This is a genomic window from Dysgonomonas sp. BGC7 (assembly GCF_001261735.1).
In the GTDB taxonomy this organism is placed as follows: domain Bacteria; phylum Bacteroidota; class Bacteroidia; order Bacteroidales; family Dysgonomonadaceae; genus Dysgonomonas.
Genome location: NZ_CVRP01000010.1, coordinates 107,464 through 132,751 on the forward strand (window position 1 = coordinate 107,464; position 25,288 = coordinate 132,751).

Genomic DNA, 25,288 nt, shown 5'->3' on the forward strand with positions numbered 1-25,288 from the left:
GTAAAAGCTTGGTCTGTAAATAAAATTTCATATCTTTGCATTCGCTAATCAAAAAAGGTTCCTTGGCCGAGTGGCTAGGCGCCGGTCTGCAAAACCGTTTACGGCGGTTCGAATCCGCCAGGAACCTCAAGAAAAACTCCGAAATCGTTTATTAATAACAGTTTTGGAGTTTTTTATTTTTTGGAGGTACGGCGAGAGGTACGGAATATATTTTTATGCAAGTGCTAATTAATCAGTAGATTGATGGTTTATACTCCTCTCAATAAAGAATATATTGAAACTTTATATTATCTAAATATCAAGCATTCTCGAAAATCATAGACAACATCTTTTCGTATCAAATCTACTGGGACACGGTGATTTTAAAACGACCATGATATATTTTAACGATACTAAAAAACTCATAGATAATCACGAGAAAAAGAGTAAACTTTTCGGCAACAAAAAATGATCTAAAATAGCTAAAACAGCCATAAAGTTCTAGAAATTATTCATAATAGTTTCGGGGCTTTTTCATTCTCTTACAATATAATAATTCAGATACGAGAAAGATTTTAACAAAAGCCTTTGATTAATTCTAAAGAATGTTTAATTTTACAAGAAGAGTGTAATTCGCCTTAAATGTGCAATATATGATACCATGCAGATATATTTCACCTTATCCCTGCTATTGACAACTTGTATAGTTGATATATTCGGGCAAATATCTGTAGTGAAGACACCCCAGCCTACTACAATATCGCGTGGCGTTGTTATAGGAAATACTACTAATCCAAATAATACAGCTTCTAATATACCCGCTTTTCCAATAAACAATAATCGTAGTCAGCAACAACTGAATATGTACGAGCAAGACAGGCTTACTGTCGAGCGTATGAGTACGGCTCAAAAGCCAAATCAATTTGAAGACGAACTGGCTAGTTATTCATCTATACAATTCGATTTACCCTCTTGGTCTGGTACACAAGGTACAGAACACTATTACCAGACAGCAGAAAAACTACTTGATATGCTGAATGGTAAAACACCATTTAATCTTAAAGATGCAGTATTCGCTGTAGAGAATGCCTATTTTGAGGGATTATTAGATAAAAAGATATATGAGGAGAATATTTCCCAGATGACTAATATTTCACGATTAAAAGCAAGACAGGACGGTTTAAATTGGAATAATCCGATAACAAAGAATATTATGTTATATCGGGTTATGGCTGATACCTTGAGCGTAAAATTTCCGATGAAAGAAAGAGCCTCCACTTCTTTTCCTATGCAATATGATTTTGACGACTTTCAAGGAGAACAGGATTTTTCAAAACTATTCGTTACCAAGCTTTTATCCTCACATAAAGGGCAATGTCATTCCCTGCCATTACTCTATCTTATTCTTTGCGAAAAAGTCGGAGCAGAAGCAAGCTTAGCTTTTTCTCCCCAACATTCCTATATCAAGTTTAAAGACAAGAATAACAACTGGCATAACCTTGAATTAACACAGGGAGTAATGACAACAGATGCTTTTATTATCGGTTCTGGGTTTATCAATGCAGCAGCTATAAAACATGGCGTGTATATGCAACCACAGACAAAAGAACAAGTAATAGCACAATGCCTGTCGGATTTAGCTTCGGGATATATCCATAAATATGGATATGATAAGTTTGTAATCCAATGTATAGACTCTGTTTTAGCATATGCACCGACAAATACATCAGCACTTGCAATGAAATCCAACTATCACTCTATACACCTGTCACACGCAGCCCATCAGGTAGGTAGCCCTCCCCCAGATACATTGAAAGTAAATTATCCTTATATTTATAAATTGTATGAGGAAAGAAATAATGTATACCGAAAATTAGATGAAATAGGATTCGTTGAGATGCCGAAAGAAGTCTATGAAAACTGGCTTAATTCGGTCAATAAAGAAAAAGAAAGAAGAGAACACGATATTAGGTATAAAAGTGCATTACGATTAATGGAATAACTTAAATCAGACTATATGTGAAAAAGGCAGCATTATTTTTAATCATTTTGTTTGTCACCTGCTTAGTCACGCAGGCGCAAGAGGATATATTCAAAAAGCATGGTGTTAGAAAAGAACCGCTTACGTTAAGTAAAGGGAAGTACAAGGAAACCTTTTACAATGAAGAAGTCATGCAGGTAGGCACGGTATTAATCAATACACTGACTAACAAAGTGGTTAAATTCCTTGAAGAAGATACTACAAAACTAGCTTACAGGGCAGAAGCAACAAGCCGTTTCCTGACGGTTGACCCATTGGCGGAGAAGTATTATAGTTGGTCACCGTATGTATATGTAGGCAATAATCCGATAATAAGAACTGATCCGACTGGGATGGATTGGGTAGTCCGTATCGTTGATGGGGGGTTACTGAGTATTACTATGACAGAAATATTCGTTCACAAGAAGATGCAAATAATAAATATGGGACTGATAATTTTGTCATGCATCTATCAAGCGGTTCTAGTATGACAAGATATAATAGTAAAGGCGAAATGACAGCTCAATTTACTTTTTTTAATGATGGAAGTAGCAATAATGAATATGGAGCTGTAGTTGATGCTCATGGTAATCTTATGGCTGATGATAATATTATATACGGAAAGGATTTTACTATATTTGGGACAAGTGATAATAGTGTAAATGCAGAAACTCTTCATGGGAACCTACTTGGTACAAGCTATACAGGAGGAGATAATCCTATGACATATGGCAACTCTGCATTGGATATTGAATCTAAATATTCTTATGAATATAAACCAAGAAATAGGAGTGAATACGGCTCAATAGTGCATGATAATCTTTATGATAAAGCAGGGGCAGCGGGTTCAACAGATGCTTTTTTTAATACGAAAGTAAGAGATGCTGATCTGTTTTTAGTTGGTTCTAATATCGCAAATGCAATATATCCAGGAACATCTTTAAAAGATAGGGGGAGGTCTATAGCTACAGCAATATTGTTTAATTGGATCTATCAATCTAAAAGAATTAGGGCTACATTTGGCAAATAATAGATAATGGAAATGAAAAAAAACATAGCAATACTTATTATATTAATTTTGACAATTGGATGGGATAGCTGTAATTGGGGGGCAGGTAGTTATAGCAATGCAAAATATTATATCCTACATACAGATGTTGATACTTTAATTAATAAAATAAGTTCTTTCTCAGAGAAGTACAACATAAAGACAACTACTGAGGTAGACAATCTTAATTTTTACTATGCTTCATTTTATATTGCTACAGACAGAGTTATATTATCGACCATAATAAATTTACATCAAAAAGATAATTATCGAGAAAATTCTACAATAGGATTGTATGGATTTATAGAGTTTGCAAAAACAGATAGCGCAAAATTTCATACAATTGAATCTGTAACTAAAGAAAGAAAGAAAGAAGTTTGTGAAATATTTGAGACTGCGATTCTCGATAATCTAGGAGAATGGCAAAAAAAATAATACTAATACTATTGATGAATAAAATAGCATGATAAAGAGAATTTTATTTATATTAATCGTAAATAGTTGTAATTTAGAAGTTTATCCACAACAAGCATACTGTGAGCAAGCCTATTCTCATATAGAAAATATGCTTTCAGATAAGACAGAGCTAAACTTCAAAGATGCAGTATTATTTACAGAATATGCTTATTATGATGGTAGATTAGATACTCAAATGATAAGTGAGGAATACGAAACTCTTTGCAGATTAATAAATGGACTCTCCCAATCCCAATTAATAACTTATATAGACCGAGATAAAGAAATAATTACCAAACATGCAGCTATATTTAAGGTTCTGACAGATACAGTATTAATTCCTGTCGATTCAATGCTTATCTATGAACATAAGCCATTAACCTATGACTTTGAAGACCCTTTAGGACAAACAGACTGGGCAAAGATGTTTGTATCTAAATTGTTAGAAAAAGGTAAAGGCAACTGTCATTCATTACCTTATTTATATAAGATACTTGCCGATCAGTTTAATATACCCTGTCATCTTGCCTTTGCGCCCAACCATATCTATATCAAATTGTTTTCAGAGAAATCAGGCTGGTACAATACGGAACTGACGAGCGGAACATTTCCTATTGACGCATGGATAATCGCTTCGGGATACGTTACAATAGATGCTATACGCAATAGTCTGTATATGGATACCCTCAGTAACAAACAAGCCGTAGCAAATTGCCTAGTAGATTTAGCGCAAGGCTATCAACATAAATATGGAAAGGATAACCCCGAATTTGTTATCAAATGCTGTAATAAGGTTTTAGAATACCATCCTACAAACGTAAAAGCCATCCTTACCAAAGCCGAAGCACAGAAGCATTATATTCATTCGCTAATGAAAGCTAAGAACCTGAAAAGCCCCGAATCCCTTTTTACAGACCAATCCATAAAAGATATGTATTCAGAAATGGAATCCTTATATGTTGAACTCCATAAATCAGGCTATCGACAAATGCCAGAAGAAATGTATATGCAATGGTTAGATTTGCTTAGAAAAGAACCAGATAAATATTCAAATAAGGAGCTTTAAATTAATTTAGCAACTTGTTTATTATTAAATATTTATCTGTTTGCCTATTTTTAGAAGGCGCATATTGGGCATATAGGGAATAGATAGCATTTCTTTAGAACTGACATTTATCTGAATCTTTATAAGAATTTAAACCTTTTTGTTATATTTACCTCTTAATCTTAGCAATTACTTCTTATGGTAACTATCAGACGAAAATATGAGCCAGAAGACACATTCTTAGGTGATCTTTATTTTACGAAAACGAAAAATTTGTAAGAACAGACATATATTTTCCTGAAAATATTGACAGAAATCTCGTTTATAATTTATGGAATCTTAAGTCCTGTCGTATAGGTAAAACCAATTGTCTTAGAATAACCTTCGATAGTCTGGCTCTAAGGAAATATGAAGTTGAAGAAATAACAGAGGAGTGGGATATTTTCAAGACAAGTGCAAATTTCTTTTTCATTGAAGATGGAATAGACATACATAAAGTTCTGAGAGGAGTACCTTGCTTTCTTCTTAAAACGGATTTTGAGATAGTTCAAAACCGAAGAATATAGATAAAGTTCAATTACTGTCTATATTGCTCATATTATATCTTTACTCTCAGTTTACAGCATTTATCTATCGAAAACGACCTCGATAGGCGCAGGAGAAAGAAAGCTTGAATTTCGCTTTAAAACTGGGCGAGAAAATTCAATCTATACTTCGTATTAAAACCCTTCTAAGGTTTCGTTCCACTCATCCTTAGAAATAGACTGAATCGTCCAACGAAAGAATATCCTTTACAGGCTTTATTTCTTCAATTTCTATATCTACCTTCGATTTCATATATAGACATCAATAGCAAGCAAGGAATATGCCTTATCGCTCAATCTATAAATATAGTTACTGAATAAGTTTTAATATTTTTCTTATTTCAAGATATATTTCAATCTCTATCATAATTACAGTGCTTACTTATAGCTCTCGATACTTTACAGACTCTAGAGATTAAACATTTATCACCAATCTATAACCAGACCATATTATAGTGTTAGTTACTGGCGAATAGTGTTTGCTATATTTCATACAAGCCAACCATAATAGTATGCCTTATTGCGCTTCAATATTGTAATCTTTGCACTTCAAGGTTTCTTATAGTGGTTAGATAGTGGATTCGCAATATAATTAGCTATTCGCAATAAGGGCCAATAATATATTCCTTGTACTAGGTTTTTTTCTCAATGACTATCTCTATAATGCGCAAAGGGTATATTGCGAATATCATAACTCTATTTTACTTCTTAATACAGGGGTTTATATATTTACAGGATATTATATATAGTATAATTATTTTCTATTAATAGCATCCTCCGTTTTAAAGAGTATTTTCGACAAAGCGTCTATATCAAGTTTTTCCTCTTTATTTTTAATTCGTCTCAAGTTCTTAAGGATATCTATCTTGAATTTCATTGTATTGTATTTTCGAAGACTACTAAACTGACAAATGACTTCTAAAGCTTCGTTTAATAATCTACTTCTAGCATTAGCCGTGCCTCTTTTAAGGCAATTGACTTCAAATGAGACATATCCATCTATTTCTAAGACTCTGGCGATCATATATTGTTTTGGAGTCATATCTTTACTCATTACAAGTTGGTTTAATAATACAACCCGACTCATTTCTTTTACCCAAAAACTATATAATTCCAAATAATTATCTAAAATATCCCCAATGGTTCTTATCTGAGCCATATCTTTATTTATAAAAGACTGCTTATCAAACATATCAAACTCAATTCTAAAGAAATTGTAATTTCTGTCAGATAGAGCCTTGAATGCTTTTTCTTTTTCTGCCTGATCATTAATGATCCTTATAAATGGAAATTATTTAGGATGTTGTGCGGAGATTTCAGCTTCAAATAAAGTCTTGAGAAGTCATCAAGTCATCGAAAAAGTAAATCTTTAATATTAGGAGATATTCAATTTTCAAAAGCTATACGTCCAAGAACAAATCAGATTGTCCCGATATGTAGAAATTGTATAGAAACCTTTGACAAATAAAATATGGCTTATTCTATTTTTGAAATATACACCAGAGATATTGATTGGTTTGTTTATGATGAAAAATTCATTAATATACATGCTGCATCAGGTGGTGGTATAATACCGAATATTATTATTCAGAATAATGATTTAAATGAAAATAATTTAAATGTTGCACTACAGGCTCCCCAAATGTTTGATAATAATGAAATAGAACTAAACCCATTTCTTCAAGAATATATACAATTAGAAAAAGAAGAGGAGTTAGAGTATTACTTAAGTGATTTTAAGGATATGACAAAAAAAGGTTTTTTCTCTTTTGATAAAACACATTTGGGATTGAGAGATAATGGTTTATATCATTTAGTTGCATGTCCAAAACATCTTTATTGTGATGATATAATTATAAATCAACGATTAAGAGTAAACGCTAGTATTTTAGATATATTATCAAATAATAAATGGACTCCATTTAATATTATTGATTTAATAAATAGAACCCAATAAAAGTACCTTCCACACCTTTATAGAAAAAACTCACATTAATAAGTTAATCTATATTATCTGAATTTTCATCATCTTCATCATTCATTATGTGTTCTGTTTTCACCTCAAAAACTACATTTGGATAATGGTGACGGAACCAAGACAGAAGTAGAAGTCTTTGTTGCTATACTGGGATGCAGTATCCTGCCAGAAGAAAGGAGACCTGATACGGGTTTGTGAGAACTCCCTTATCTATTTTGAGGGCGTTGTGCCCGACAACCTGAGAACTGCCGTAACCAAGGGCAGTAAATATGAAGCGGTATTGAACGAGTCCTTCGCTTGCTTTGCCGAGCATAACTCAATGACTGTGCTTCCGGCAAGGACCTACAAGCCACATGATAAGTCCCTGGTCGAAGGCGCTGTAAAGCTGGTATATAAAACAATCTTTACCAAACTGGACAAGCGTATTTTCTATCACCTGAGTTCGTTGAATGCTGCTATCCGGGTCGCTTTGGAGATACACAACAACACACCTATGTATAAACGGGAGTACAGCCGCAGAGGGCAGTTCGAGGAGATTGAGCCTGATGTGTTGCAGGACCTGAACCCGATCCGCTATGAGTTAAAGGAACAGGCTCAACTTACCGTCTGGAAGAACGGATATATACGTTTAGGGGTGGATACCCATTATTATAGTGTGCCCTATAAATACATCGGTAAAACAGTCAAAGTCCTTTACTCGTCGCAGTCTGTCGAAGTTTACTACCGGCATGAGCTCATTGCCCAGCATGTGCGCAACAGACGTAAATATCGGTATACAACCAACACCAGTTACTGACCGAGTGGTCTGCCGAGAAGTTCATCGCCCAGGCCATGGATATACATGAGGATGTGGTGGAGTACATAGCCAAAGTTCTGGAGGGAAAAATATATCCAGAGCAGGCCTACAAGTCTTGTTCGGGCATACTGAGTTTCTCCCGGCGTGTAGGTAACGAACGTCTGATGGACGCCTGCCGCTGCGCCCAATCCTTTGGACAATACGGTTACAGGGTAATAGAAGAGATACTGAACAAGCGTCTGGATAGGTAAAGCTTGAAGATGAAGCTGCACGTATACCCAATCATAAAAATATCAGAGGTAAAGACTATTATCAGTAAACATTTAAATTAAAAATAAATCATGAACAATCAAACATTGAATAAGTTATGCCAGATGCGCTTATTTGATATGTATAAGGCTTTTAAGGCATCTCTGGAACAGCTCGACTACTCGGTAGAAAGGGGTTTGGATAAGAATGAAGTACGCAGGCTGGCTTCGTTGGACTTTATCAAGGAACACAAGGATCTGTTTATTACAGGCAGTACAGGAACAGGTAAAAGCTATCTGGCATCTAAAAGCTATTTGGCATCGGCATTAGGCTTTCATGCTTGTCAGATGGGATACAGGGTGCTATATGCTTCAACAGCCAAATTGAAGGGACAACTTAAACTGGCCAAAGCCAAAGGTACTAACCTGACTGAACTTAAAAGGATAGAGAGAACACAGACCTGCTTATACTCGATGACTTTGGCTTACAAGCTTTTGACTCACAGGCAAGAGTCACTCTACTGGATATCATAGAAGACAGGCATGGGAAGAAGTCTACATTGATTACATCCTTATGTGTTAAATGTTTCTATGATATAGATTATCATTTGATGGAATATCTATCTATTAAAGATTATCTTCAAATGCCTTTCTGTTTTTCTTTATTATTTCAATATTCTTATAACTCCACTGTATCAGACTACGGATATTGGGCAATAAATCATGGCCTAATTCTGTAAGTTCGTATTCAACACGTGGAGGTATTTCTGCATACATTTTTCGAGAAACAATGCCATCTGCTTCTAGTAGGCGCAAAGTGGATGTAAGCATTTTTTGCGAAATATCTCCTAAGGCTTTACTGATTTCACTAAAGCGTAATGTTCCCCTTTCGCCTAAAATATCTAATATGAGTATAGACCATTTACCTCCTATGCCATCTAAAACAGACCTTACAGGACAAACATCATTTAATTTGCTTTTAGTTTTCATCCTTTTATTTTTCTAATTTTCTACAATAAAAGACGTCATATTCAGCGATGCAGCAATAACTTTGTCATTAAATATCCTTATCCTTTCATTTTTACTTTTCATTCCTAATATATACAACATTGGAATATAATGTTCAGGTGTTGGTATTGCAAGGCTAGCATCTTTATGTAACGAATGATAGTTTATCAAAGACTTTACATTACCCTCGATCAGGTTGTTTTTGATAATATTATTTATGTCGAAAGCCCAATCATAACCATATTCAGCATTGAAGTCATCTCCTGCTATTCGCATCATTCGAAGATTATGTATCATGTTGCCACTACCAATAACTAAAACACCTTTGGTACGAAGAAAAGCTAGTTCTTTACCAAGATCATAGTGCCATTGTGTATTTTTATAATGGTCTATACTTATCTGTATTACGGGTATGCTGGCTTGCGGATAGGTATATTTTAATATTGTCCATGTACCATGATCTAATCCCCACTTATTTTCTCCTTCTATGTGGGTTGTTTGTATATTATCTATCACATCCTGTGCTAATAAAGGAGCACCCGGCGATGGATATTTCTGAAGATATAGCTCGCGAGGGAATCCAGAGAAGTCGTGTATAGTTTTTGGCTGATTTTCTGTTGTAACAAATGTTCCTCTTGTTTCCCAATGAGCCGAAATACATACAATCGCACGAGGTATAGGTAGGCTACTGCCTAACTCTGTCCACATTTTAGAAAATTCATTGTCTTCGATTGCGTTCATGGGTGATCCATGTCCTATAAATAATATTGGCATTATAGGAGTATCTCGCTGCGATGATACGCTTTTATGTAAATCGTTTATAGTCATTGCTTTTAATTTAAGAGGATAAAAAGTATTCGGGAGAATCGGATTTTAATCTCCCGAATGTCTATATTATTTTGTTACGAATTGGATATATTCTTTTTGATTTGCCAATAATCTTTCGCTGGCATCGGGTGTATATGCTCCAAGAAAATGGTGATGTCCTATATATTTAGCTCCTACAAATTTAGCAGTAGATGCCATTGGTTTCAGTAACTGTTCTACAGAGCCAAAAACAGATTCGGTATATACATCGCTAACTCCTGCTGTAGACACTGCGACTCCGATCTCTTTATTGATAAGATTTTCGCCTCCTTGACCATAGGCCCATCCTTGCAGAAAGACTTCGTCGATCCATTTCTTCAATAGCGGCGGCATGTTGTACCACTGAAAAGGATATTGGAAAATAATTCTTTCATATCCTATTAGGAGAGCCTGTTCTGCTGATATATCTATCTTCCAATCCGGATATTTCCTGTATAAATCATGCACTTCTATCTCGGGATTAGTCTTACTCAGCGCTTCTAACCATGACTTATTAACGTAAGACTGTTCTATATTGGGATGTGCAAGAACTATTACTGTTTTCATTATATGACAATATTATATATGTAAGTTTATACTATAACTATTATTATTTATTAGGACTGAACTCTGCATTTGCAACGATTTTTATTTTATTGCTGATCATAGCTTCGGGGTACTTACTGCCAAGGTCGAAATCTGATCTTTTTATTTCTCCTATGATCTGAAATCCTGCGGTTTGAGCATTATTCATAGAGTTAACTACTGAACCAAAATACTGAACATCTAGTACTATAGGCTTAGTTATACCATGAAATGTAAGATTACCATATAGTTTTCCCTTATTCTTTGCTGTCTTTTTCAATGATGTACTTTTAAACGTCAAAGTAGGGTATTTGTCTGCATCAAAGAAATCTGCTGAACGTAAGTGATTGTCACGAGCTTCAACATCAGTATCAATACTTGCTACTTTTGCTGTAACTTCTATTTGGGCATCAGAATAATCTGCTTTGGATGTTGTAACCTTTACTGAGAAATCTGCAAATCGTCCGTCTATTTCAGATACAGTAAGATGTTTTACGACGAAGCCTAAACGAGAGTGTGCGGGATCATTTGTCCATGTTGTTTGCGAATATACTGCTAGTGAGCTTAACGCCAATGCTGCAATAATAAATATCTTTTTCATTTCCTTTATCTTTTAATTGTTTGTTTAATATTTAATTCTAAAAAGTCTTTAATCCCAAATATGTTTACTGCTTACTGCATATTTTCCTCCTCCTGTAAAAATAAGAGCTATTGCTCCGAAGAAAAATAATCCAAGCAGTTCTACAGACCATCCTCCTTGTTCATTTAGAGAGAAGATATCCTGAGAATGAACTAAGAGAGCAGCAACTAAACAGTTTCCTGCAAATATAATTGAGGCTACTCGTGTACCGTAGCCAAAGAGAATAAATAATGGAGCTATAACTTCTCCTAAATAAACTCCATAAGCTATAAATGAAGGTAATCCGGCACCAACCACTACTTGTTCGATAAATCCTGCCCCATGCAATAGTTTAGATACCCCATGTAATAGCATTAAACCTGCAATGCTTATGCGTAGTATAAGCAATCCTAAATCAATGTTTTTTTCTAAATACTTCATATTACTTTCTTCTTTTTTGTTATTTGTAATTTACCCTTAAATACATCAGGGTTATTGGTCTCTTATGGAGAGCAAATTTATTACATAAAGTATAAGTAAAAAAGAGATTACCAGAGAGTAACGCAGTTACCTGAAAGTTAGTAATGCAGATAATTTGAGATTTATAAAAACAACAAAATTTACATTTAACTTTAATTAACTAATTTCATATTATAGGAACAAAGTTATATATATCCTTGATATATGGAAGAAATAGAAGTAAATGAATAGAGCATAACATTAAAATTTATTATAACACACTTATAATTATTTCGAAAATATTTGTAAACAGTTCATTTATTTATAAATTTGTTACGATTTATTTCGATATTGATGTTTTACACTTATTATTCGAATAACTTTAATTAAATGATCTCCGGATAAGAATTAAGAAAAAACATATTTTTATTTATCTCTCATCTTAGACAGACTATTAGAAACAAACCAATTCGGTTTGTTGGTATATATTTCTTAATAACAAATAAATAAATCGACCATGAAGACGAAGATTAAATCATTGATGTACATCTTGGTATGTTTAAACAGTTTGATGCTTATTACAGCATGTAGTGATGACGACAATAATGGAGGAGGCACTGAGGTAGAAATTAAAACTTTATCGGAGGACATGATTAAAGTAAGAAATTATGCACCTAAAGATGCAATAGTAGGTCACCGAGGCACGGCATTTTGGGCTCCGGAGTCGACTGAGGCTGCATACCGATGGGCTCGCGAAGCTGGGGTAGACTACTTGGAGGCTGATCTTCAATTATCAAAAGATGGTATTATTGTTATAGTTCATGATGATAACATACATGCCAAAACAAATGCCATGCAGAAGTTTCCTGAAAAAAATGTTGGAACAGCAACTAATCCTAAGTTTCTTGTAAAAGACTTTACATTAGCCGAGTTACGTCAGCTTGATGCTGGCTCTTGGTTCAACAATGAAGATCACAAAAATGAGTGGAGACCTTCATATGCAGGTCTTAAGATTTTGACACTCAAAGATCTTGTAAAAATAGCGGAGGGTAATCGTCTTGTCTATGGCATAGATGGCACAATTAGTTATACCTCGGATGATCAATGGCACGGAAATGTACCCGGAATATATGCAGAAACAAAAGAGCCTAGACTAAATCCGGGACAAGATATTGAGAAAAAATTGTACGATGAATTAGATGTACTGGGATGGAATGTTGCAACCAAACCTTCTTCTGATAATGAATTTTACAAAAACAGTAAGATAAATGTAGGTAATACTAATGGAAAGGTAGTATTCCAAACATTTTCACGTGAAAGCTTGACAACATTGAACAAACAATTTGCAAGTAAAGTCCCTCTATGTTTACTATTATGGCTCGATCCTAATGATCCGGACTATAGTATGGTGGCTGATACTAAAGAAGAATTTGCAAAATGGATTAACTATGGAGTAGATAATGGGGCTCAATTTATGGGACCATCTATAGCCGAAGAAATCACTGAAGGAGAAGGTAGTTCAAGTACCTATGCAGATCTGGTTAGTGGATGGAGATCCGAGCTAATCCATTCATCGGGCATGTATATACACCCATATACTTTCGATAAAGAAAAGACAATGGAAAAATACTATCAGTTGTGTGAAGGTATGTTTACCAATATAGGTATAGAATCTGTAAATTTTTATCGTTCGAAAGGAAAACGTCTAGGTGCGCCTATCCCAGAGAATGCGAAAGATATCCTTGTAAGATTAGGATATTAAACTATAATTTATATTGTAATAACCATCAGTATTATGATGGATAACTAAAAGCAAGAGTCTGTTTTAATTTTTGAGAATCGATTGTATTATTCATAAATTTAAAACAGGCTCTTATTTTATATTCATATCAAAATCCATCTATAAAAAGTTCCGGCTATTGGAATAAATAATCTAACTTTGCGATACATAAAAAAATATAGGATGGATAATCTAAAAGAAGCTAACTTCGAAAAGCATCTGAGTAATGAGAAATGCCCTGCAAAACAGATTCTTTCTACCATAGGAGACAAATGGTCTATCCTTATATTAATATTACTAGATACGAAAGGGACAATTCGGTTTAATGAATTGGCCAAGTATCTAGGAGATATATCTTCTAAAGTATTGTCACAAACATTAAAATCGCTGGAAAATGATGGACTTGTAAACCGAACTGTTTATCCTGAAGTTCCTCCACGAGTAGAATACAACTTAACTGAATTGTCAAAGACTTTACTGCCTCATATTTTGTCTCTATCGGATTGGGCCTTGGAAAATATGGATGAAATATACCGAAATAGAGTAAATAGCGGTAACTATTCTGAATAATACACGACTCAACTTATTTAACCGCTTCTAATTTCCTGTCAATATGAGTGTCTCTATAAAAGAATTCTTCTTCAAATGCACCCTGTATTTTACACATAAGGAGATTTGAAGAAGAATTATATTTTATTCTTAATAATATAAAAGTATCTCTGACTATTCGATTATCTCCATTTCATCAATTAAATGTTTAGCACCACCGATTTTGTCGGTTATAAACAAAACATAACGGATGTCGAGTCCTATATTACGACACATTTCAGGATCGAATTCAATATCGCTCATCGTACTAGTCCATGTTCTATCGAAATTGATTCCAATCAGTTCCCCCTTACTGTTTAATACCGGACTGCCACTATTGCCACCACTTGTATGATTACTTGCTAAAAAACAAACAGGAACTGTTCCGTTAACATCCCATCTTCCATAATTGGATGTAGAATATATGTCGCGTAGTTTTTGGGGAATATCAAAATCGTAATCAAGCGGATTATCTTTAGCTATAAGTCCATCTAGTGTAGATATAGGCATATACCACACTGCATCTTCCGGAGAATATCCACTTATTGCGCCATAAGCTATTCTTAGTGTATGATTTGCATCAGGAAAAAAAGTTTTACCTGTTTTTTGCTCTTTTTCGTATTCCTGCTGTCCACGAACAAACGTTTTTTGAAGAGCTTCTATATTTGTATTATATTCTTGTAAATATTTTCTGACATTAGTTTCATACATCTTTCTGAAAGCTAAATAAAGTTTTATAGCAGGATCTTCAGCAAAAATAGCTCCGTTCGTTATCCCTGCTTTTAATCTATCTTCAGTGACAAACAAAGATGTAGCAAACAAATTGTCAATATACTTATCTACACTTCCTGCTAGCTGAACCTCGGTGATTACATCTTGAGGAATAAATGCCGGAGGAATCTTATTCATATACTCTGCAAGAAGTTTCTTTGCTATTTTTCTATCTACCTCAGGGTAATAATCATGGTAGAAATCTGATTGTATTTTCGGTATTGCCGCAGAAGAAGAGTTACTCAGCCACTTATTAGCTATATCCACAGCTTGTAATAACTCTATTGCCATGATTGCCTCTTTGTAATAGTCTTGTACAAGTGCATAATCATGAATCAAGCTATATTGTGTTTTCAAATCGGCGATTACATTTTTATACTCAGGTTTTGTATTTGCCCATTTATCGAAAGCTTCTTCATAAGCTATCTTTTTGTCTATCGTTTTTAGTCTGCTAAGTCCAAGGCTTTCTCCTTGCCACTTTTTCCATGCATTAGCAATATTGGCTTCTTTATAAGCATAGGCAATTCTAATAGCCGGATCTGATTTGCGAACTTGACGTATTTCGTCTAACCGCATAGTTCTTAATTTTATTTTTGCAGGATTCGAGTAATTAAGAATATCATCGACTCCGCTGGAAAATAAATATTGTTGTGTACGTGCCGGATAACCATATATCATGGTAAAATCACTTTCTTTGATTCCTTTAGTTGAAATATTAAAGTATTTTTTCGGTTTATATGGAACATTGTCCTTAGAGTAGGGGGCAGGCTTGTTATCCTTTCCTGCATATACTCTGAAATACATAAAATCACCTGTATGCCGTGGCCACATCCAATTGTCCGTTTCGCCTCCAAATTTACCAATAGAAGAAGGCGGTGCTCCAACTATACGAATGTCTTCATAAACTTCATATACATAAATATAATACTGATTGCCATAATAGATAGGTTTTACTTCGGCTATATATTTTGTTCCTTCTGTAAATTTTTGTACGACTTTATCTATATTCTTTCTTTTAATAGCTTTCTCTTCTTCTACATTATGTCCTTCTGTTCCGGTCAGAACCATATCGGTGACATCTTCCATTCTGATAAGAAATTTAGCAGTCAGCCCCGGATTAGGTAACTCATCTTCTTTTTTCATAGCCCAGAATCCGTCTTTAAGATAATCGTGTTCTACAGAGCTGTGTTTTTGAAGTTCGGAAAAGCCACAATGATGATTAGTTAGCATGAGCCCATCTGGTGATACCATTTCGCCTGTACAGCCCGATCCGAATATTACAACAGCATCTTTATACGATGCCTTCTCAATGTCATAAATATCTTCAGCCGAAAGCTTAAAGCCTTTTGCTTTCATATCTTTTATGCGCTCTTTTATCGAAGATGGTACCCACATACCACCCTGTGAAAACAAAACAGAACTGTACAATAATGTACAAATTGCAATAAACAAAGCTTTTTTCATAATAAAAATATATTCAATAGATGTCTAAATTCTAGTCTATCTATGTGAATAAAAATCTTAGATTTATAGTAGTTTTATTATAGTGTCTTTTTTAGATAAACTATCTTTATTTCAAAGTTAAAAAAAATGTAAATATTTTCAAATATAATACTATTAAAAGAATAATTTTTCAGGATAAAAACGAAAAAGACCACCTTATAAAAAGGTGGTCTTTTTGAGCCTCTTGTCGGATTCGAACCAACGACCCCGAGATTACAAATCACGTGCTCTGGCCAACTGAGCTAAAGAGGCAAGTGGGCAAGCTTACTATATCGCGTCGCTACAACCGACGGCCCTTGCTGCGATCAAACCCTGGGGGATTAATCGGGAGCTGACCGTATAGGACTTACCCGCGACAAAAGTAGATAAATTTTTCTTATCCACAAAATATGAATTCGATTTTTTCCATTGATTTCCTTTTACTATATTTGTATGAAAGTCTTTTGTAGAAAGAAAAGTCTAGATATCAAAGCGTTATAAATTATAGTTTTCATATAAAAAATATAAATAAAATAAAGATTATGACAGTAACAGATCGTTTTCTTAAATATGTGAGATTTGATACCGAATCGGACACAGAAACAGGTATAACTCCGAGCACATCGGGACAGATGGTTTTGGCTAGAGAGCTTGAAAAAGAATTAAAAGAGTTGGGATTAGAAGATGTTTCTCTTGATGACAATGCCTATCTGATGGCTACACTTCCTGCTAATACAGATAAAACTGTACCTACTATCGGATTTATATCACATCTTGATACAAGCCCGGATTTAACAGGAAAGAATGTAAATCCACGCATTGTAAAGAATTATGATGGAAAAAATATACCACTGAATAATGAGGTGACTCTTTCGCCTAACGATTTTCCTGAAATGCTGGATTATATAGGGCAAGATCTTATTGTTACAGATGGTAATACTCTGCTTGGAGCAGATGACAAAGCCGGTATCGCTGAAATTATTACTGCGATTAAGTATCTAAAGGATCATCCGGAAATAAAACATGGGAAAATTCGTATAGCTTTCAATCCTGACGAAGAAATAGGATTGGGTGCTCATAAATTTGATGTAGAAAAGTTTGGATGCGAATGGGCATACACTATGGATGGAGGGCCGGTAGGGGAGTTAGAATACGAGAATTTTAATGCTGCCGGAGTAAAGATTAATATTCAAGGACGGAGTGTACACCCAGGGTATGCCAAAGGAAAAATGATTAATGCTTTACTTGTTGCAAATAAACTGATTTCATTGTTGCCTGCCAACGAAAGACCTGAGCATACAACAGGCTACGAGGGCTTCTTTCATCTGACTAATGTTTCAGGAACTGTAGATGCGGCAACAGTTGGTTATATTATCAGAGATCACGACCGTAATTTGTTCGAAAACAGGAAGAAACAGCTGTTAGAGGCTGTAGATTATATAAATAAAATATATCCGAATAGTACAACTGTAGAGATAAAAGACCAATATTATAATATGCGAGAAAAGGTTGAACCTGTTAAACATATTGTAGATATTGCTTTCGAAGCAATGAATATGGTAGGGGTGACTCCTATAGTAAAACCGATTAGAGGAGGTACAGATGGTGCTCAACTATCATTTAAAGGGCTACCATGCCCCAATATCTTTGCAGGAGGCCATAATTTTCATGGACGTTACGAATTTGTACCTGTACAATCTATGGAAAAGGCAGTTAGTGTAATAGTGAAAATCGCAGAACTTGTAGTTCAGAAATAATAATTTATACTTTAATACTTAAATACCAAAATGAAAAAAACACCATTTACAGACATTCACATTGCACTTGGCGCAAAAATGCACGAATTTGCAGGCTATAATATGCCAATCGAATACTCCGGAATTATTGACGAACATATGACAGTATGTACCGGAGTCGGGGTGTTCGATGTATCACATATGGGTGAAATATGGGTGAAAGGTCCAAGGGCTCAGGCTTTTATTCAAAGATTGATGAGTAACGATATTTCTACTTTGGAAATAGGGAAGGCACAATATTCTACAATCGTGAATGATCAGGGGGGGATAGTTGATGATATTATAATTTATCACTACGAGCCCGACAAATATATGCTTGTAGTAAATGCATCAAACATAGAAAAAGACTGGAAATGGCTTACAGAGCATAATGAGGAATCTGCAGATCTGGAAAATTCTTCGGAGAATATAGCACAATTAGCTATACAAGGCCCTAAGGCATTAGAAACATTGCAGAAACTGACTAAAATAGATCTGACTAAAGTTCCTTATTATTCTTTTGTTATTGGGAGCCTGAAAGGATCAGCTTTGGATAATGTTATAATATCCAATACAGGATATACTGGAGCAGGAGGTTTTGAAATATATTTTTATCCTCAATATGGTGAAGATATCTGGAATGCGATATTTGAAGCAGGAGAAGAATTTGGTATTAAACCTATTGGACTAGGTGCCCGCGATACGCTTCGTCTCGAAATGGGATTTTGTCTTTATGGAAATGATTTGGATGATACTACTACCCCAATAGAAGCGGGGTTGGGATGGATAACTAAGTTTGTAGAAAATAAGGACTTTACAGCACGCGCTATCTTAGAAAAACAGAAGAAAGAAGGAGTTATTCGCAAATTATGTGGTTTTCATATGTTAGAAAAAGGTATTCCTCGTCATGGATATGATATCGTAAATGAAAATGATGAAAAAATAGGTATTGTTACCTCCGGTACTATGTCTCCCACAGCCAAAATTGGGGTAGGGTTAGGGTATATAAAGCCTGAGTATACAAAGCTAAATACACCCATCTATATAAAAATAAGAAATAAAAATTTGAAAGCAGAAGTTGTAAAGCCTCCTTTCAGAAAACTATAAAATAAAAAAGGAAGAGTAATATTACTCTTCCTTTTTTATTTTTATAATTAATCTATTACATTCCAAGTATTACCTCTTATACGATCTTCGAATGCTGCGAGGGAAGCTTTAGCACCTTCTCCCATTGATATAATTATTTGTTTGTAAGGTACTGTAGTGACGTCGCCCGCTGCATAAACTCCCGAAATATTAGTTCTGCAATGGTCGTCGATTTCAATTTCTCCAAAGCGGTTGGTAGCAACCAGATCTTTGAATACGCTGCTGTTTGCAGCTAAACCAATTTGTACAAAAATACCATCAAGCTCTATTACACGCTCTTGCTGTGTACCTCTATCTTTAATTTTTATGCCTGTCACTTTTTCATTACCCAGTACTTCTGTTGTCTGAGAGTTGAGTATTATCTCCACATTCGGAAGGCTTTTAGCTTTTTCCTGTAATACATTATCGGCTTTTAGCTCTTCCATGAATTCAAACACGGTTACCTTCGAACATATTCCCGCTAAATCTATAGCAGCCTCTATACCCGAATTTCCACCACCTACTACAGCTACATGTTTACCCTTATAGAAAGGTCCATCGCAATGTGGACAAAATGCAACTCCTTTTCCTATGTATTCGGATTCGCCCGGAACATTGAGCTTACGCCAGCTAGCTCCTGTTGCAATAATAAGAGCTGGTGTTTTAAATTTTTCTCCACCATTTACATATACAATTTTATGATTGTCTTCTACTTCTACTTTTTCTACTTTTCGATGCTCTAAAAGGTCGATAGGGTAGTCCTGCATATGTTTTTTTAAGTTAGCAGATAATTCTTCTCCAGTTGTTTTGCTTACAGATATAAGATTTTCTATACCTACAGTTTCTTTAACTTGCCCTCCTATACGTTCGGCAAGTAAAGCTACTTTCAATCCTTTTCGTGCTGAATATATGGCTGCGGCTGATCCGGCAGGACCTCCTCCGACCACTACTACATCATAATCTCTAATTACAGACTCTGAATCTTGTGTTTCTGATCCATATTTTTCTTCCAGTTTTGCAAGTAACTCAGCAAAATCACCACGTCCTACATGTATAAGTTTTCCATCAGCAAAAACGGCAGGAACTCCTTGAAGTTTCAATGCATCTACCTCTTGTTCATTGATTGCTCCATCTACCATTTCGTGTGTTATACTCGGATTAGATACAGCTATTATATTAAGTGCTTGAACAATGTCTGGGCAATTAGTACATGTGAGTGATACATACGTGGTTAGTTGAATGAGGCCTTTCAGAGCTCTCACTCGTTGCATAATAAAGTCGTCAGGGATATTTTTCCCTTTACCGTCACTATTCAATATAGCAAGTAATAAAGAGGTAAATTCATGACCATTAGGTATACCTCTAAATTTGATACCTGTATCCTTATCATCTCTTAGTATGGAAAATTCGAGCCCATTACCCTCTTTTATTCGACTAGATAGCTTAGGAGAACTGGATACAACATCGCCGAGCAATTCCAGTAGCTCATTTCTGCTTTCATGTTGAGAGGAAACAACGATGTCGAATGTATATTGAGCTTTAAGATCTGCAAAAATTGATTGTAATTGTTCTTTTAAAGATGTATCTAACATATTGTCGTATATATTGTTGTTTAATAAAAAAAGAAGACCGGTTTACTCACCGGTCTTTATTATTTTAGATCTTACCGACCAAATCTATGCTAGGCTTCAATGTCTCAGCACCTTTTTTCCATTTTGCAGGACACACCTCTCCATCGTGAGTTGCTACAAACTGAGCAGCTTCTACTTTACGAACAAGCTCATCTGCATTACGTCCAATGCCATTGTCATGTATTTCAGCAATTTTAACCTGTCCTTCCGGATTGATAAGGAAGGTTCCTCTGTAAGCCATACCTTCTTCTTCGATCATAACACCAAATGCACGACTAAGAACGCCTACGGTATCTGCCAACATTGGATATTTGATCTTGCGAATACTATCTGATGCATCATGCCAGGCTTTATGTACAAAATGAGAGTCTGTACTTACAGAATATACTTCCACTCCTAAAGATTGCAGATAGTCATATTTTTCGGCAACATCTACTAATTCAGTAGGACATACGAATGTGAAATCGGCTGGATAGAAAAAGAAAATAGCCCATTTGCCTTTTACATCTTCATTGGTAACAGTTTTGAATGATCCATTGTGGTAAGCTTGTACTTTAAATTCAGGTAATTGTAAATTAATGATTGGTTGCATAATAATGTTTTTTTATATTAATACTAAACTTATAAATTTTATTTAACTGACACGAAGATATATAGTTTATATTTATACACAAAGAGATGTTGATAGATAATTATTATAAGTGTATTGATTTTATTAATTGTATAAATGTGTTTTTGTTGTTTATGTATCTGTAAATAAGATTGTTAAATATAATTATCTATTCTATATGTCATATTTATTATTTGATATATAATTAATAAAGGGGCTATTTCTAGCCCCTTTATTAATGAAAATATATTATTTATAAGTAATATATTTTCACTAATAAAATTATTACGTTAATGAATTTACGATTTTTCTTTGTTCCTGAAAAAATTTATGCCTTTGCATTTCCCCTCCAAATGTAATGAGAGTAGAGTATCGTTTTAAGGACTCAATCCATTCATTATGCGCATTACATACGTTCTTGTCTAACGAGCTTATTCCATTTATACCATATAGCTCAAGATGAGAATGGTACCTATTATTATTTCCGATCAATATATATGACGCTTCTATATTTACATTAGAGAGATATAAATATATTTCAGTATTGTTTCCATAGGTTCCGGATATAGACTGTAACTCCATTTCTTCAAGTAGATACAGTAGCTCTCCTTTCAATGTGTTCATATCTTCATCATCAAGTAGATTAAGATTGAAAAAATAATTAATTTCCCTGATAAGAGCAGAAAATATATCCTGACTAATTATTATTCCTGAATGTTTTATCTTTTTTAGTTCTGTTATAAAAATCTTTTGTGCACTTATTATATCTCTGTCTATTATAAAATCTTTAAATGGCAATAAAGGAATTCTCTTTATCTGATATGCCCATTTAAAAAGTCTGAATTTGGATAAGTTATCATAATGAAGATAAAAGAAAAGAGGTAAATTATTGAATGCGCATTTTAATTTAGAGTCGGGATATTTATTTACTTTTCTTACCAATTTTATATATTCTTCAAGTCTTTTCTTGTAATCAGTATTAATCTGATAAGCATCTGTTCTATTTAGTTCGAAAATAGCCTTTTCATCAGACTGTGCTCCTACAATATTGTCTATAGAAAAATTTAATGCTTGTGAAATAAGTGCAACTTCTTCGAACGAAAAACGTACTTCCCCCCTCAATCTTCTGTATACTGACTCTTTTCCCAGACATAGTATATCGGCAAGAACTGATGCTATTCTTTCTTTTTCGGATTTAGATAAGTCGTCTTTTTCTGTAATTGCTGTTCTAATCGTTTTAATTAACTCATCATGCACATTTATTCCCTTTACTTGCTTAGAATCTACATTATTCATTTAACTTCCTTTTTTTGATATTAATATTCAAATAAAATATAGGAAAAAGACTTTTTTGATAATCTCAGTGTTTAAAGAAGTCCGGCAATCCTTTTTTGTATCTAATTTTGAATGTTTCAGTGTCAATTATTACAAAAATAAAGATTGAAGCAGGGAGTATGCAGCCTTTTTCTGAGTATTATTTCTAAGTTGTTTTCTAATATTGTATTTAATTAATTTAAATTGTATATATCTGTGGGTTATTGGGGCTGAATATTCATTTATTTGTTTTGATAGTTTCTATAATGCATTTTTTGCCTCAAGATATAGTTCTGTTAACTTTTTTGACATTTTTGTTATCTATATATTTATTTTTATGAAGCGATTTTTTGTCTTTATATAAAAGACATTCTCTAAAGATGTATGAATCTTTTTATATAGCTTATTTGTAGCATTATTTTATTTCATACTGTAATATCTATAAATATATGTGATAATCAGCTTGTTGTATTGTATAGGTTATTGAAAATATTATTTGATATTTTTTATTGATTATTTTTTCTAGATCAAGTATTGTATTAAGATAAAGCCTTTTATATGGCATGATGATAAAAATGAAGTTAATATAAATGTATTATTTTAAAGAGTCTATTGCCTAAACAACTGTTAATAGAAATAGTTCACGCAACCATTGTTATATTGCATTATTCTAGAGAAAAATATAGTCATTATTCTGACAGATGAGAATCTTTGTTCGAACTCAAGTTATATTAACAGTTATATCTTCATTTGGTTCATAATTTAGATATTTAGATTTAGGCATGATTTAATATTCCTTTTTTTTTATTGCATTTAGTTTAACTGTTAATCTGGAAATCAAATGTGTTAAAAGAGAGATAATATTAGACTTATTGGCTAGATAATACGTCGGTTATAGAATATTTCTTACCTACTCATATGATTAAAACAAAAAAGGATCCCAGTATGAGATCCTTTTTTGTTTATATAAAAAATAATTATTTTTTATCCTTCTTGCAACAAGACTTAGTATTGTCTTTTGTACAAGCTTTTTTATCTTTTGATGTGTCTTTTTCTTTTGTCGCAGAATCTTTCTTTTCTTTAGTACACTCAGTTTTTTCTTTACAACATTCACCTTTTTTAGGTTTAGCGTCCTGAGCCATTACAGCAGTTGATGCCATCAAAGCAACACACATAACCATAGACATTATTACTTTCTTCATACTTCAGTTTTTTTCAATTAGACATATATTATACTCTATTGCAAATATAATAGCTATTCAATTACGATGATATTAAGAGAAGTTAAATGTGATGTTATTATTTATAATCAATATGAATTAATAAGCAAATATACCGCATTCGCTTTCTATAAATAGTTCAGTTTTATTTGATTTCTCTACATATCCTACTACTTGAGCATCTATATTAAACGATTTTGATATTGAAATAACTTCTTGTGCATATTCTTGTGGCAAATATATTTCCATCCGATGCCCCATATTAAATACTTTATACATCTCTTTCCAATCTGTGCCGGATTGTTCTTGTATCAGTTTAAACAAAGGCGGAACAGGGAATAGATTGTTCTTCGTTATTTTTACATTTTCTACAAAGTGCAATACTTTTGTTTGTGCTCCACCCGAGCAGTGTACCATTCCGTGTACTACAGAACGTAGGCTTTCTAGAATTTGTTTTATTACAGGAGCATAGGTGCGGGTAGGGGAGAGGACTAGTTTACCTGCATCAATTTCCAAACCTTCTATCTCATCAGTTAGTTTCATCTTACCAGAATAAACCAGATCTGAAGGTATAGACGAATCATAACTCTCAGGATATTTATGAGCCAGATAGTTAGCGAAAACATCATGGCGAGCAGATGTGAGGCCATTACTACCCATACCTCCGTTATATTCCTTCTCATATGTAGACTGACCACAAGAAGATAGTCCTACTATAACATCTCCACCTTGTATCTTGTCGTTAGATATTACATCCGCACGTTTCATCCGACATGTTACAGTACTGTCTACAATGATAGTGCGAACCAAATCACCGACATCAGCAGTTTCGCCTCCTGTAGGATATATATTTACTCCTAATTGGGAAAGTTCTTCACAAAGATCATTTGTACCGTTGATAATAGCTGATATAACTTCTCCTGGGATAAGCATCTTATTCCGACCAATAGTGGATGATAAAAGGATATTGTCTGTAGCGCCTACACATAAAAGATCATCTATATTCATTATCAGAGCATCTTGAGCTATTCCCTTCCATACAGATATGTCTCCTGTCTCTTTCCAGTACAAATAAGCTAAAGAAGACTTAGTACCAGCTCCATCTGCATGCATAATATTGCAATATTCCGGATTGTTACCTAGTATATCAGGTACTATTTTGCAAAATGCTTTTGGGAAAATTCCTTTATCTATATTTTTTATTGCATTATGTACATCTTCTTTCGATGCCGAAACGCCACGTTGGTTATACCGTTGATCACTCATATTCTGAATATAGGTTTCTTTATTTATCCAGCTACAAAGTTAATAAAATAGGGCT

At 34.0% G+C, this 25,288-nt stretch carries 23 protein-coding genes, 2 tRNA genes and 1 pseudogene; 13 read left to right on the plus strand and 13 right to left on the minus strand.

The genetic code is table 11. The features are described 5' to 3' along the window. Window positions 1–56 precede the first annotated feature (56 nt). The 6 genes from BGC7_RS10370 to BGC7_RS10395 all read left to right on the plus strand — a co-directional run bounded on the left by BGC7_RS10370 (window position 57) and on the right by BGC7_RS10395 (window position 4,569). A tRNA-Cys gene (locus BGC7_RS10370) sits at window positions 57–127 on the plus strand. A 513-nt stretch (window positions 128–640) separates the two neighbouring features. Next, on the plus strand, window positions 641–1,981 hold the full coding sequence (locus BGC7_RS10375) for a hypothetical protein (protein ID WP_050701524.1): 1,341 nt from the start codon (window positions 641–643) through the stop codon (window positions 1,979–1,981). Between the two features lie 47 nt (window positions 1,982–2,028). Continuing rightward, window positions 2,029–2,490: an RHS repeat domain-containing protein gene (locus BGC7_RS10380; RefSeq protein ID WP_157258696.1), complete on the plus strand. Its 462-nt coding sequence runs from the start codon at window positions 2,029–2,031 to the stop codon at window positions 2,488–2,490. Next, on the plus strand, window positions 2,487–3,029 hold the full coding sequence (locus tag BGC7_RS10385; protein WP_050701526.1) for a hypothetical protein: 543 nt from the start codon (window positions 2,487–2,489) through the stop codon (window positions 3,027–3,029). Before BGC7_RS10380 ends, BGC7_RS10385 begins: the two co-directional genes overlap by 4 nt. A gap of 12 nt (window positions 3,030–3,041) precedes the next feature. Further along, window positions 3,042–3,482 carry a hypothetical protein gene (locus BGC7_RS10390; RefSeq protein ID WP_157258697.1) on the plus strand — a complete coding sequence of 147 codons (441 nt, stop codon included), beginning with the start codon at window positions 3,042–3,044 and terminating at the stop codon, window positions 3,480–3,482. Window positions 3,483–3,510: 28 nt separating this feature from the next. After that, window positions 3,511–4,569, plus strand: a complete 1,059-nt coding sequence (locus BGC7_RS10395; RefSeq protein ID WP_050701528.1) for a hypothetical protein — start codon at window positions 3,511–3,513, stop codon at window positions 4,567–4,569. A gap of 1,317 nt (window positions 4,570–5,886) precedes the next feature. On the opposite strand, the gene BGC7_RS10400 is transcribed toward BGC7_RS10395, so the two are convergent. Next, on the minus strand, window positions 5,887–6,324 hold the full coding sequence (locus BGC7_RS10400; RefSeq protein WP_050701529.1) for a hypothetical protein: 438 nt from the start codon (window positions 6,322–6,324) through the stop codon (window positions 5,887–5,889). 279 nt (window positions 6,325–6,603) lie between these two features. On the opposite strand from BGC7_RS10400, the gene BGC7_RS10405 reads away from it, so the two are divergent. The 3 genes and pseudogenes from BGC7_RS10405 to BGC7_RS10420 all read left to right on the plus strand — a co-directional run. Then, entirely contained in the window at window positions 6,604–7,089 is a 486-nt protein-coding gene (locus tag BGC7_RS10405) for a hypothetical protein (RefSeq protein ID WP_050701530.1), read from the plus strand. Between the two features lie 157 nt (window positions 7,090–7,246). Continuing rightward, complete coding sequence (locus tag BGC7_RS10410; RefSeq protein ID WP_185112974.1) at window positions 7,247–7,906, plus strand: transposase; 660 nt, start codon at window positions 7,247–7,249, stop codon at window positions 7,904–7,906. Window positions 7,907–8,247: 341 nt separating this feature from the next. Further along, window positions 8,248–8,753 (plus strand): annotated as a pseudogene (locus BGC7_RS10420) (ATP-binding protein); the annotation flags it as partial. 28 nt (window positions 8,754–8,781) lie between these two features. Here BGC7_RS10420 and BGC7_RS10425 read toward each other — a convergent pair. The 5 genes from BGC7_RS10425 to BGC7_RS10445 form a co-directional block, all read right to left on the minus strand. Continuing rightward, window positions 8,782–9,144: a winged helix-turn-helix transcriptional regulator gene (locus BGC7_RS10425; RefSeq protein ID WP_050701534.1), complete on the minus strand. Its 363-nt coding sequence runs from the start codon at window positions 9,142–9,144 to the stop codon at window positions 8,782–8,784. 12 nt (window positions 9,145–9,156) lie between these two features. Then, the gene (gene ygiD / locus BGC7_RS10430; RefSeq protein WP_050701535.1) at window positions 9,157–9,990 is read right to left on the minus strand and encodes a 4,5-DOPA-extradiol-dioxygenase; all 834 of its coding nucleotides are present in this window, start codon (window positions 9,988–9,990) and stop codon (window positions 9,157–9,159) included. 66 nt (window positions 9,991–10,056) lie between these two features. Continuing rightward, window positions 10,057–10,575, minus strand: coding sequence for an NAD(P)H-dependent oxidoreductase (locus BGC7_RS10435; RefSeq protein WP_050701536.1), 519 nt, complete (start codon window positions 10,573–10,575; stop codon window positions 10,057–10,059). A gap of 43 nt (window positions 10,576–10,618) precedes the next feature. Then, on the minus strand, window positions 10,619–11,194 hold the full coding sequence (locus BGC7_RS10440) for a YceI family protein (RefSeq protein WP_050701537.1): 576 nt from the start codon (window positions 11,192–11,194) through the stop codon (window positions 10,619–10,621). Between the two features lie 48 nt (window positions 11,195–11,242). Next, entirely contained in the window at window positions 11,243–11,653 is a 411-nt protein-coding gene (locus tag BGC7_RS10445; protein WP_050701538.1) for a DoxX family protein, read from the minus strand. Window positions 11,654–12,188: 535 nt separating this feature from the next. Between BGC7_RS10445 and BGC7_RS10450 the strand changes: the two genes are divergently transcribed. Continuing rightward, a complete protein-coding gene (locus BGC7_RS10450; RefSeq protein WP_082206647.1) occupies window positions 12,189–13,433 on the plus strand; it encodes a glycerophosphodiester phosphodiesterase family protein in 1,245 nt (414 codons plus the stop codon). Between the two features lie 201 nt (window positions 13,434–13,634). Next, complete coding sequence (locus tag BGC7_RS10455; RefSeq protein WP_050701540.1) at window positions 13,635–14,021, plus strand: winged helix-turn-helix transcriptional regulator; 387 nt, start codon at window positions 13,635–13,637, stop codon at window positions 14,019–14,021. Window positions 14,022–14,174: 153 nt separating this feature from the next. On the opposite strand, the gene BGC7_RS10460 is transcribed toward BGC7_RS10455, so the two are convergent. Both BGC7_RS10460 and BGC7_RS10465 read right to left on the minus strand, forming a co-directional pair. Continuing rightward, complete coding sequence (locus tag BGC7_RS10460; RefSeq protein ID WP_050701541.1) at window positions 14,175–16,274, minus strand: S46 family peptidase; 2,100 nt, start codon at window positions 16,272–16,274, stop codon at window positions 14,175–14,177. A 217-nt stretch (window positions 16,275–16,491) separates the two neighbouring features. Continuing rightward, window positions 16,492–16,565: transfer RNA gene (locus BGC7_RS10465), tRNA-Thr, on the minus strand. A 269-nt stretch (window positions 16,566–16,834) separates the two neighbouring features. Between BGC7_RS10465 and pepT the strand changes: the two genes are divergently transcribed. Both pepT and gcvT read left to right on the plus strand, forming a co-directional pair. Beyond that, on the plus strand, window positions 16,835–18,049 hold the full coding sequence (gene pepT, locus BGC7_RS10470) for a peptidase T (RefSeq protein ID WP_050701542.1): 1,215 nt from the start codon (window positions 16,835–16,837) through the stop codon (window positions 18,047–18,049). A gap of 30 nt (window positions 18,050–18,079) precedes the next feature. After that, window positions 18,080–19,174, plus strand: coding sequence for a glycine cleavage system aminomethyltransferase GcvT (gene gcvT, locus BGC7_RS10475; RefSeq protein WP_050701543.1), 1,095 nt, complete (start codon window positions 18,080–18,082; stop codon window positions 19,172–19,174). Between the two features lie 47 nt (window positions 19,175–19,221). On the opposite strand, the gene ahpF is transcribed toward gcvT, so the two are convergent. The 5 genes from ahpF to BGC7_RS10500 all read right to left on the minus strand — a co-directional run bounded on the left by ahpF (window position 19,222) and on the right by BGC7_RS10500 (window position 25,233). Continuing rightward, entirely contained in the window at window positions 19,222–20,784 is a 1,563-nt protein-coding gene (gene ahpF, locus BGC7_RS10480) for an alkyl hydroperoxide reductase subunit F (protein WP_050701544.1), read from the minus strand. Window positions 20,785–20,848: 64 nt separating this feature from the next. Beyond that, window positions 20,849–21,415, minus strand: coding sequence for an alkyl hydroperoxide reductase subunit C (ahpC, locus tag BGC7_RS10485; RefSeq protein ID WP_050701545.1), 567 nt, complete (start codon window positions 21,413–21,415; stop codon window positions 20,849–20,851). Between the two features lie 303 nt (window positions 21,416–21,718). Beyond that, window positions 21,719–22,729, minus strand: a complete 1,011-nt coding sequence (locus BGC7_RS10490; protein ID WP_050701546.1) for a hypothetical protein — start codon at window positions 22,727–22,729, stop codon at window positions 21,719–21,721. 995 nt (window positions 22,730–23,724) lie between these two features. Continuing rightward, a complete protein-coding gene (locus tag BGC7_RS10495; protein ID WP_050701547.1) occupies window positions 23,725–23,949 on the minus strand; it encodes a hypothetical protein in 225 nt (74 codons plus the stop codon). A 117-nt stretch (window positions 23,950–24,066) separates the two neighbouring features. Further along, entirely contained in the window at window positions 24,067–25,233 is a 1,167-nt protein-coding gene (locus BGC7_RS10500; RefSeq protein ID WP_050701548.1) for an AIR synthase related protein, read from the minus strand. Between the last annotated feature and the right edge of the window lie 55 nt (window positions 25,234–25,288).

Bases quoted from the DNA above. Each gene is read 5' to 3' on its own strand.
- BGC7_RS10435 (WP_050701536.1), bottom strand. From the start codon at position 10,575: ATGAAAACAGTAATAGTTCTTGCACATCCCAATATAGAACAGTCTTAC.
- BGC7_RS10425 (WP_050701534.1), bottom strand. From the start codon at position 9,144: ATGAAAACTAAAAGCAAATTAAATGATGTTTGTCCTGTAAGGTCTGTT.
- BGC7_RS10450 (WP_082206647.1), top strand. From the start codon at position 12,189: ATGAAGACGAAGATTAAATCATTGATGTACATCTTGGTATGTTTAAAC.
- BGC7_RS10490 (WP_050701546.1), bottom strand. From the start codon at position 22,729: ATGAATAATGTAGATTCTAAGCAAGTAAAGGGAATAAATGTGCATGAT.
- BGC7_RS10400 (WP_050701529.1), bottom strand. From the start codon at position 6,324: ATGTTTGATAAGCAGTCTTTTATAAATAAAGATATGGCTCAGATAAGA.
- pepT (WP_050701542.1), top strand. From the start codon at position 16,835: ATGACAGTAACAGATCGTTTTCTTAAATATGTGAGATTTGATACCGAA.
- ygiD (WP_050701535.1), bottom strand. From the start codon at position 9,990: ATGACTATAAACGATTTACATAAAAGCGTATCATCGCAGCGAGATACT.
- ahpC (WP_050701545.1), bottom strand. From the start codon at position 21,415: ATGCAACCAATCATTAATTTACAATTACCTGAATTTAAAGTACAAGCT.
- BGC7_RS10405 (WP_050701530.1), top strand. From the start codon at position 6,604: ATGGCTTATTCTATTTTTGAAATATACACCAGAGATATTGATTGGTTT.
- gcvT (WP_050701543.1), top strand. From the start codon at position 18,080: ATGAAAAAAACACCATTTACAGACATTCACATTGCACTTGGCGCAAAA.
- BGC7_RS10390 (WP_157258697.1), top strand. From the start codon at position 3,042: ATGAAAAAAAACATAGCAATACTTATTATATTAATTTTGACAATTGGA.
- BGC7_RS10440 (WP_050701537.1), bottom strand. From the start codon at position 11,194: ATGAAAAAGATATTTATTATTGCAGCATTGGCGTTAAGCTCACTAGCA.
- BGC7_RS10500 (WP_050701548.1), bottom strand. From the start codon at position 25,233: ATGAGTGATCAACGGTATAACCAACGTGGCGTTTCGGCATCGAAAGAA.
- BGC7_RS10395 (WP_050701528.1), top strand. From the start codon at position 3,511: ATGATAAAGAGAATTTTATTTATATTAATCGTAAATAGTTGTAATTTA.
- BGC7_RS10460 (WP_050701541.1), bottom strand. From the start codon at position 16,274: ATGAAAAAAGCTTTGTTTATTGCAATTTGTACATTATTGTACAGTTCT.
- ahpF (WP_050701544.1), bottom strand. From the start codon at position 20,784: ATGTTAGATACATCTTTAAAAGAACAATTACAATCAATTTTTGCAGAT.
- BGC7_RS10375 (WP_050701524.1), top strand. From the start codon at position 641: ATGCAGATATATTTCACCTTATCCCTGCTATTGACAACTTGTATAGTT.
- BGC7_RS10445 (WP_050701538.1), bottom strand. From the start codon at position 11,653: ATGAAGTATTTAGAAAAAAACATTGATTTAGGATTGCTTATACTACGC.
- BGC7_RS10455 (WP_050701540.1), top strand. From the start codon at position 13,635: ATGGATAATCTAAAAGAAGCTAACTTCGAAAAGCATCTGAGTAATGAG.
- BGC7_RS10385 (WP_050701526.1), top strand. From the start codon at position 2,487: ATGACAAGATATAATAGTAAAGGCGAAATGACAGCTCAATTTACTTTT.
- BGC7_RS10495 (WP_050701547.1), bottom strand. From the start codon at position 23,949: ATGAAGAAAGTAATAATGTCTATGGTTATGTGTGTTGCTTTGATGGCA.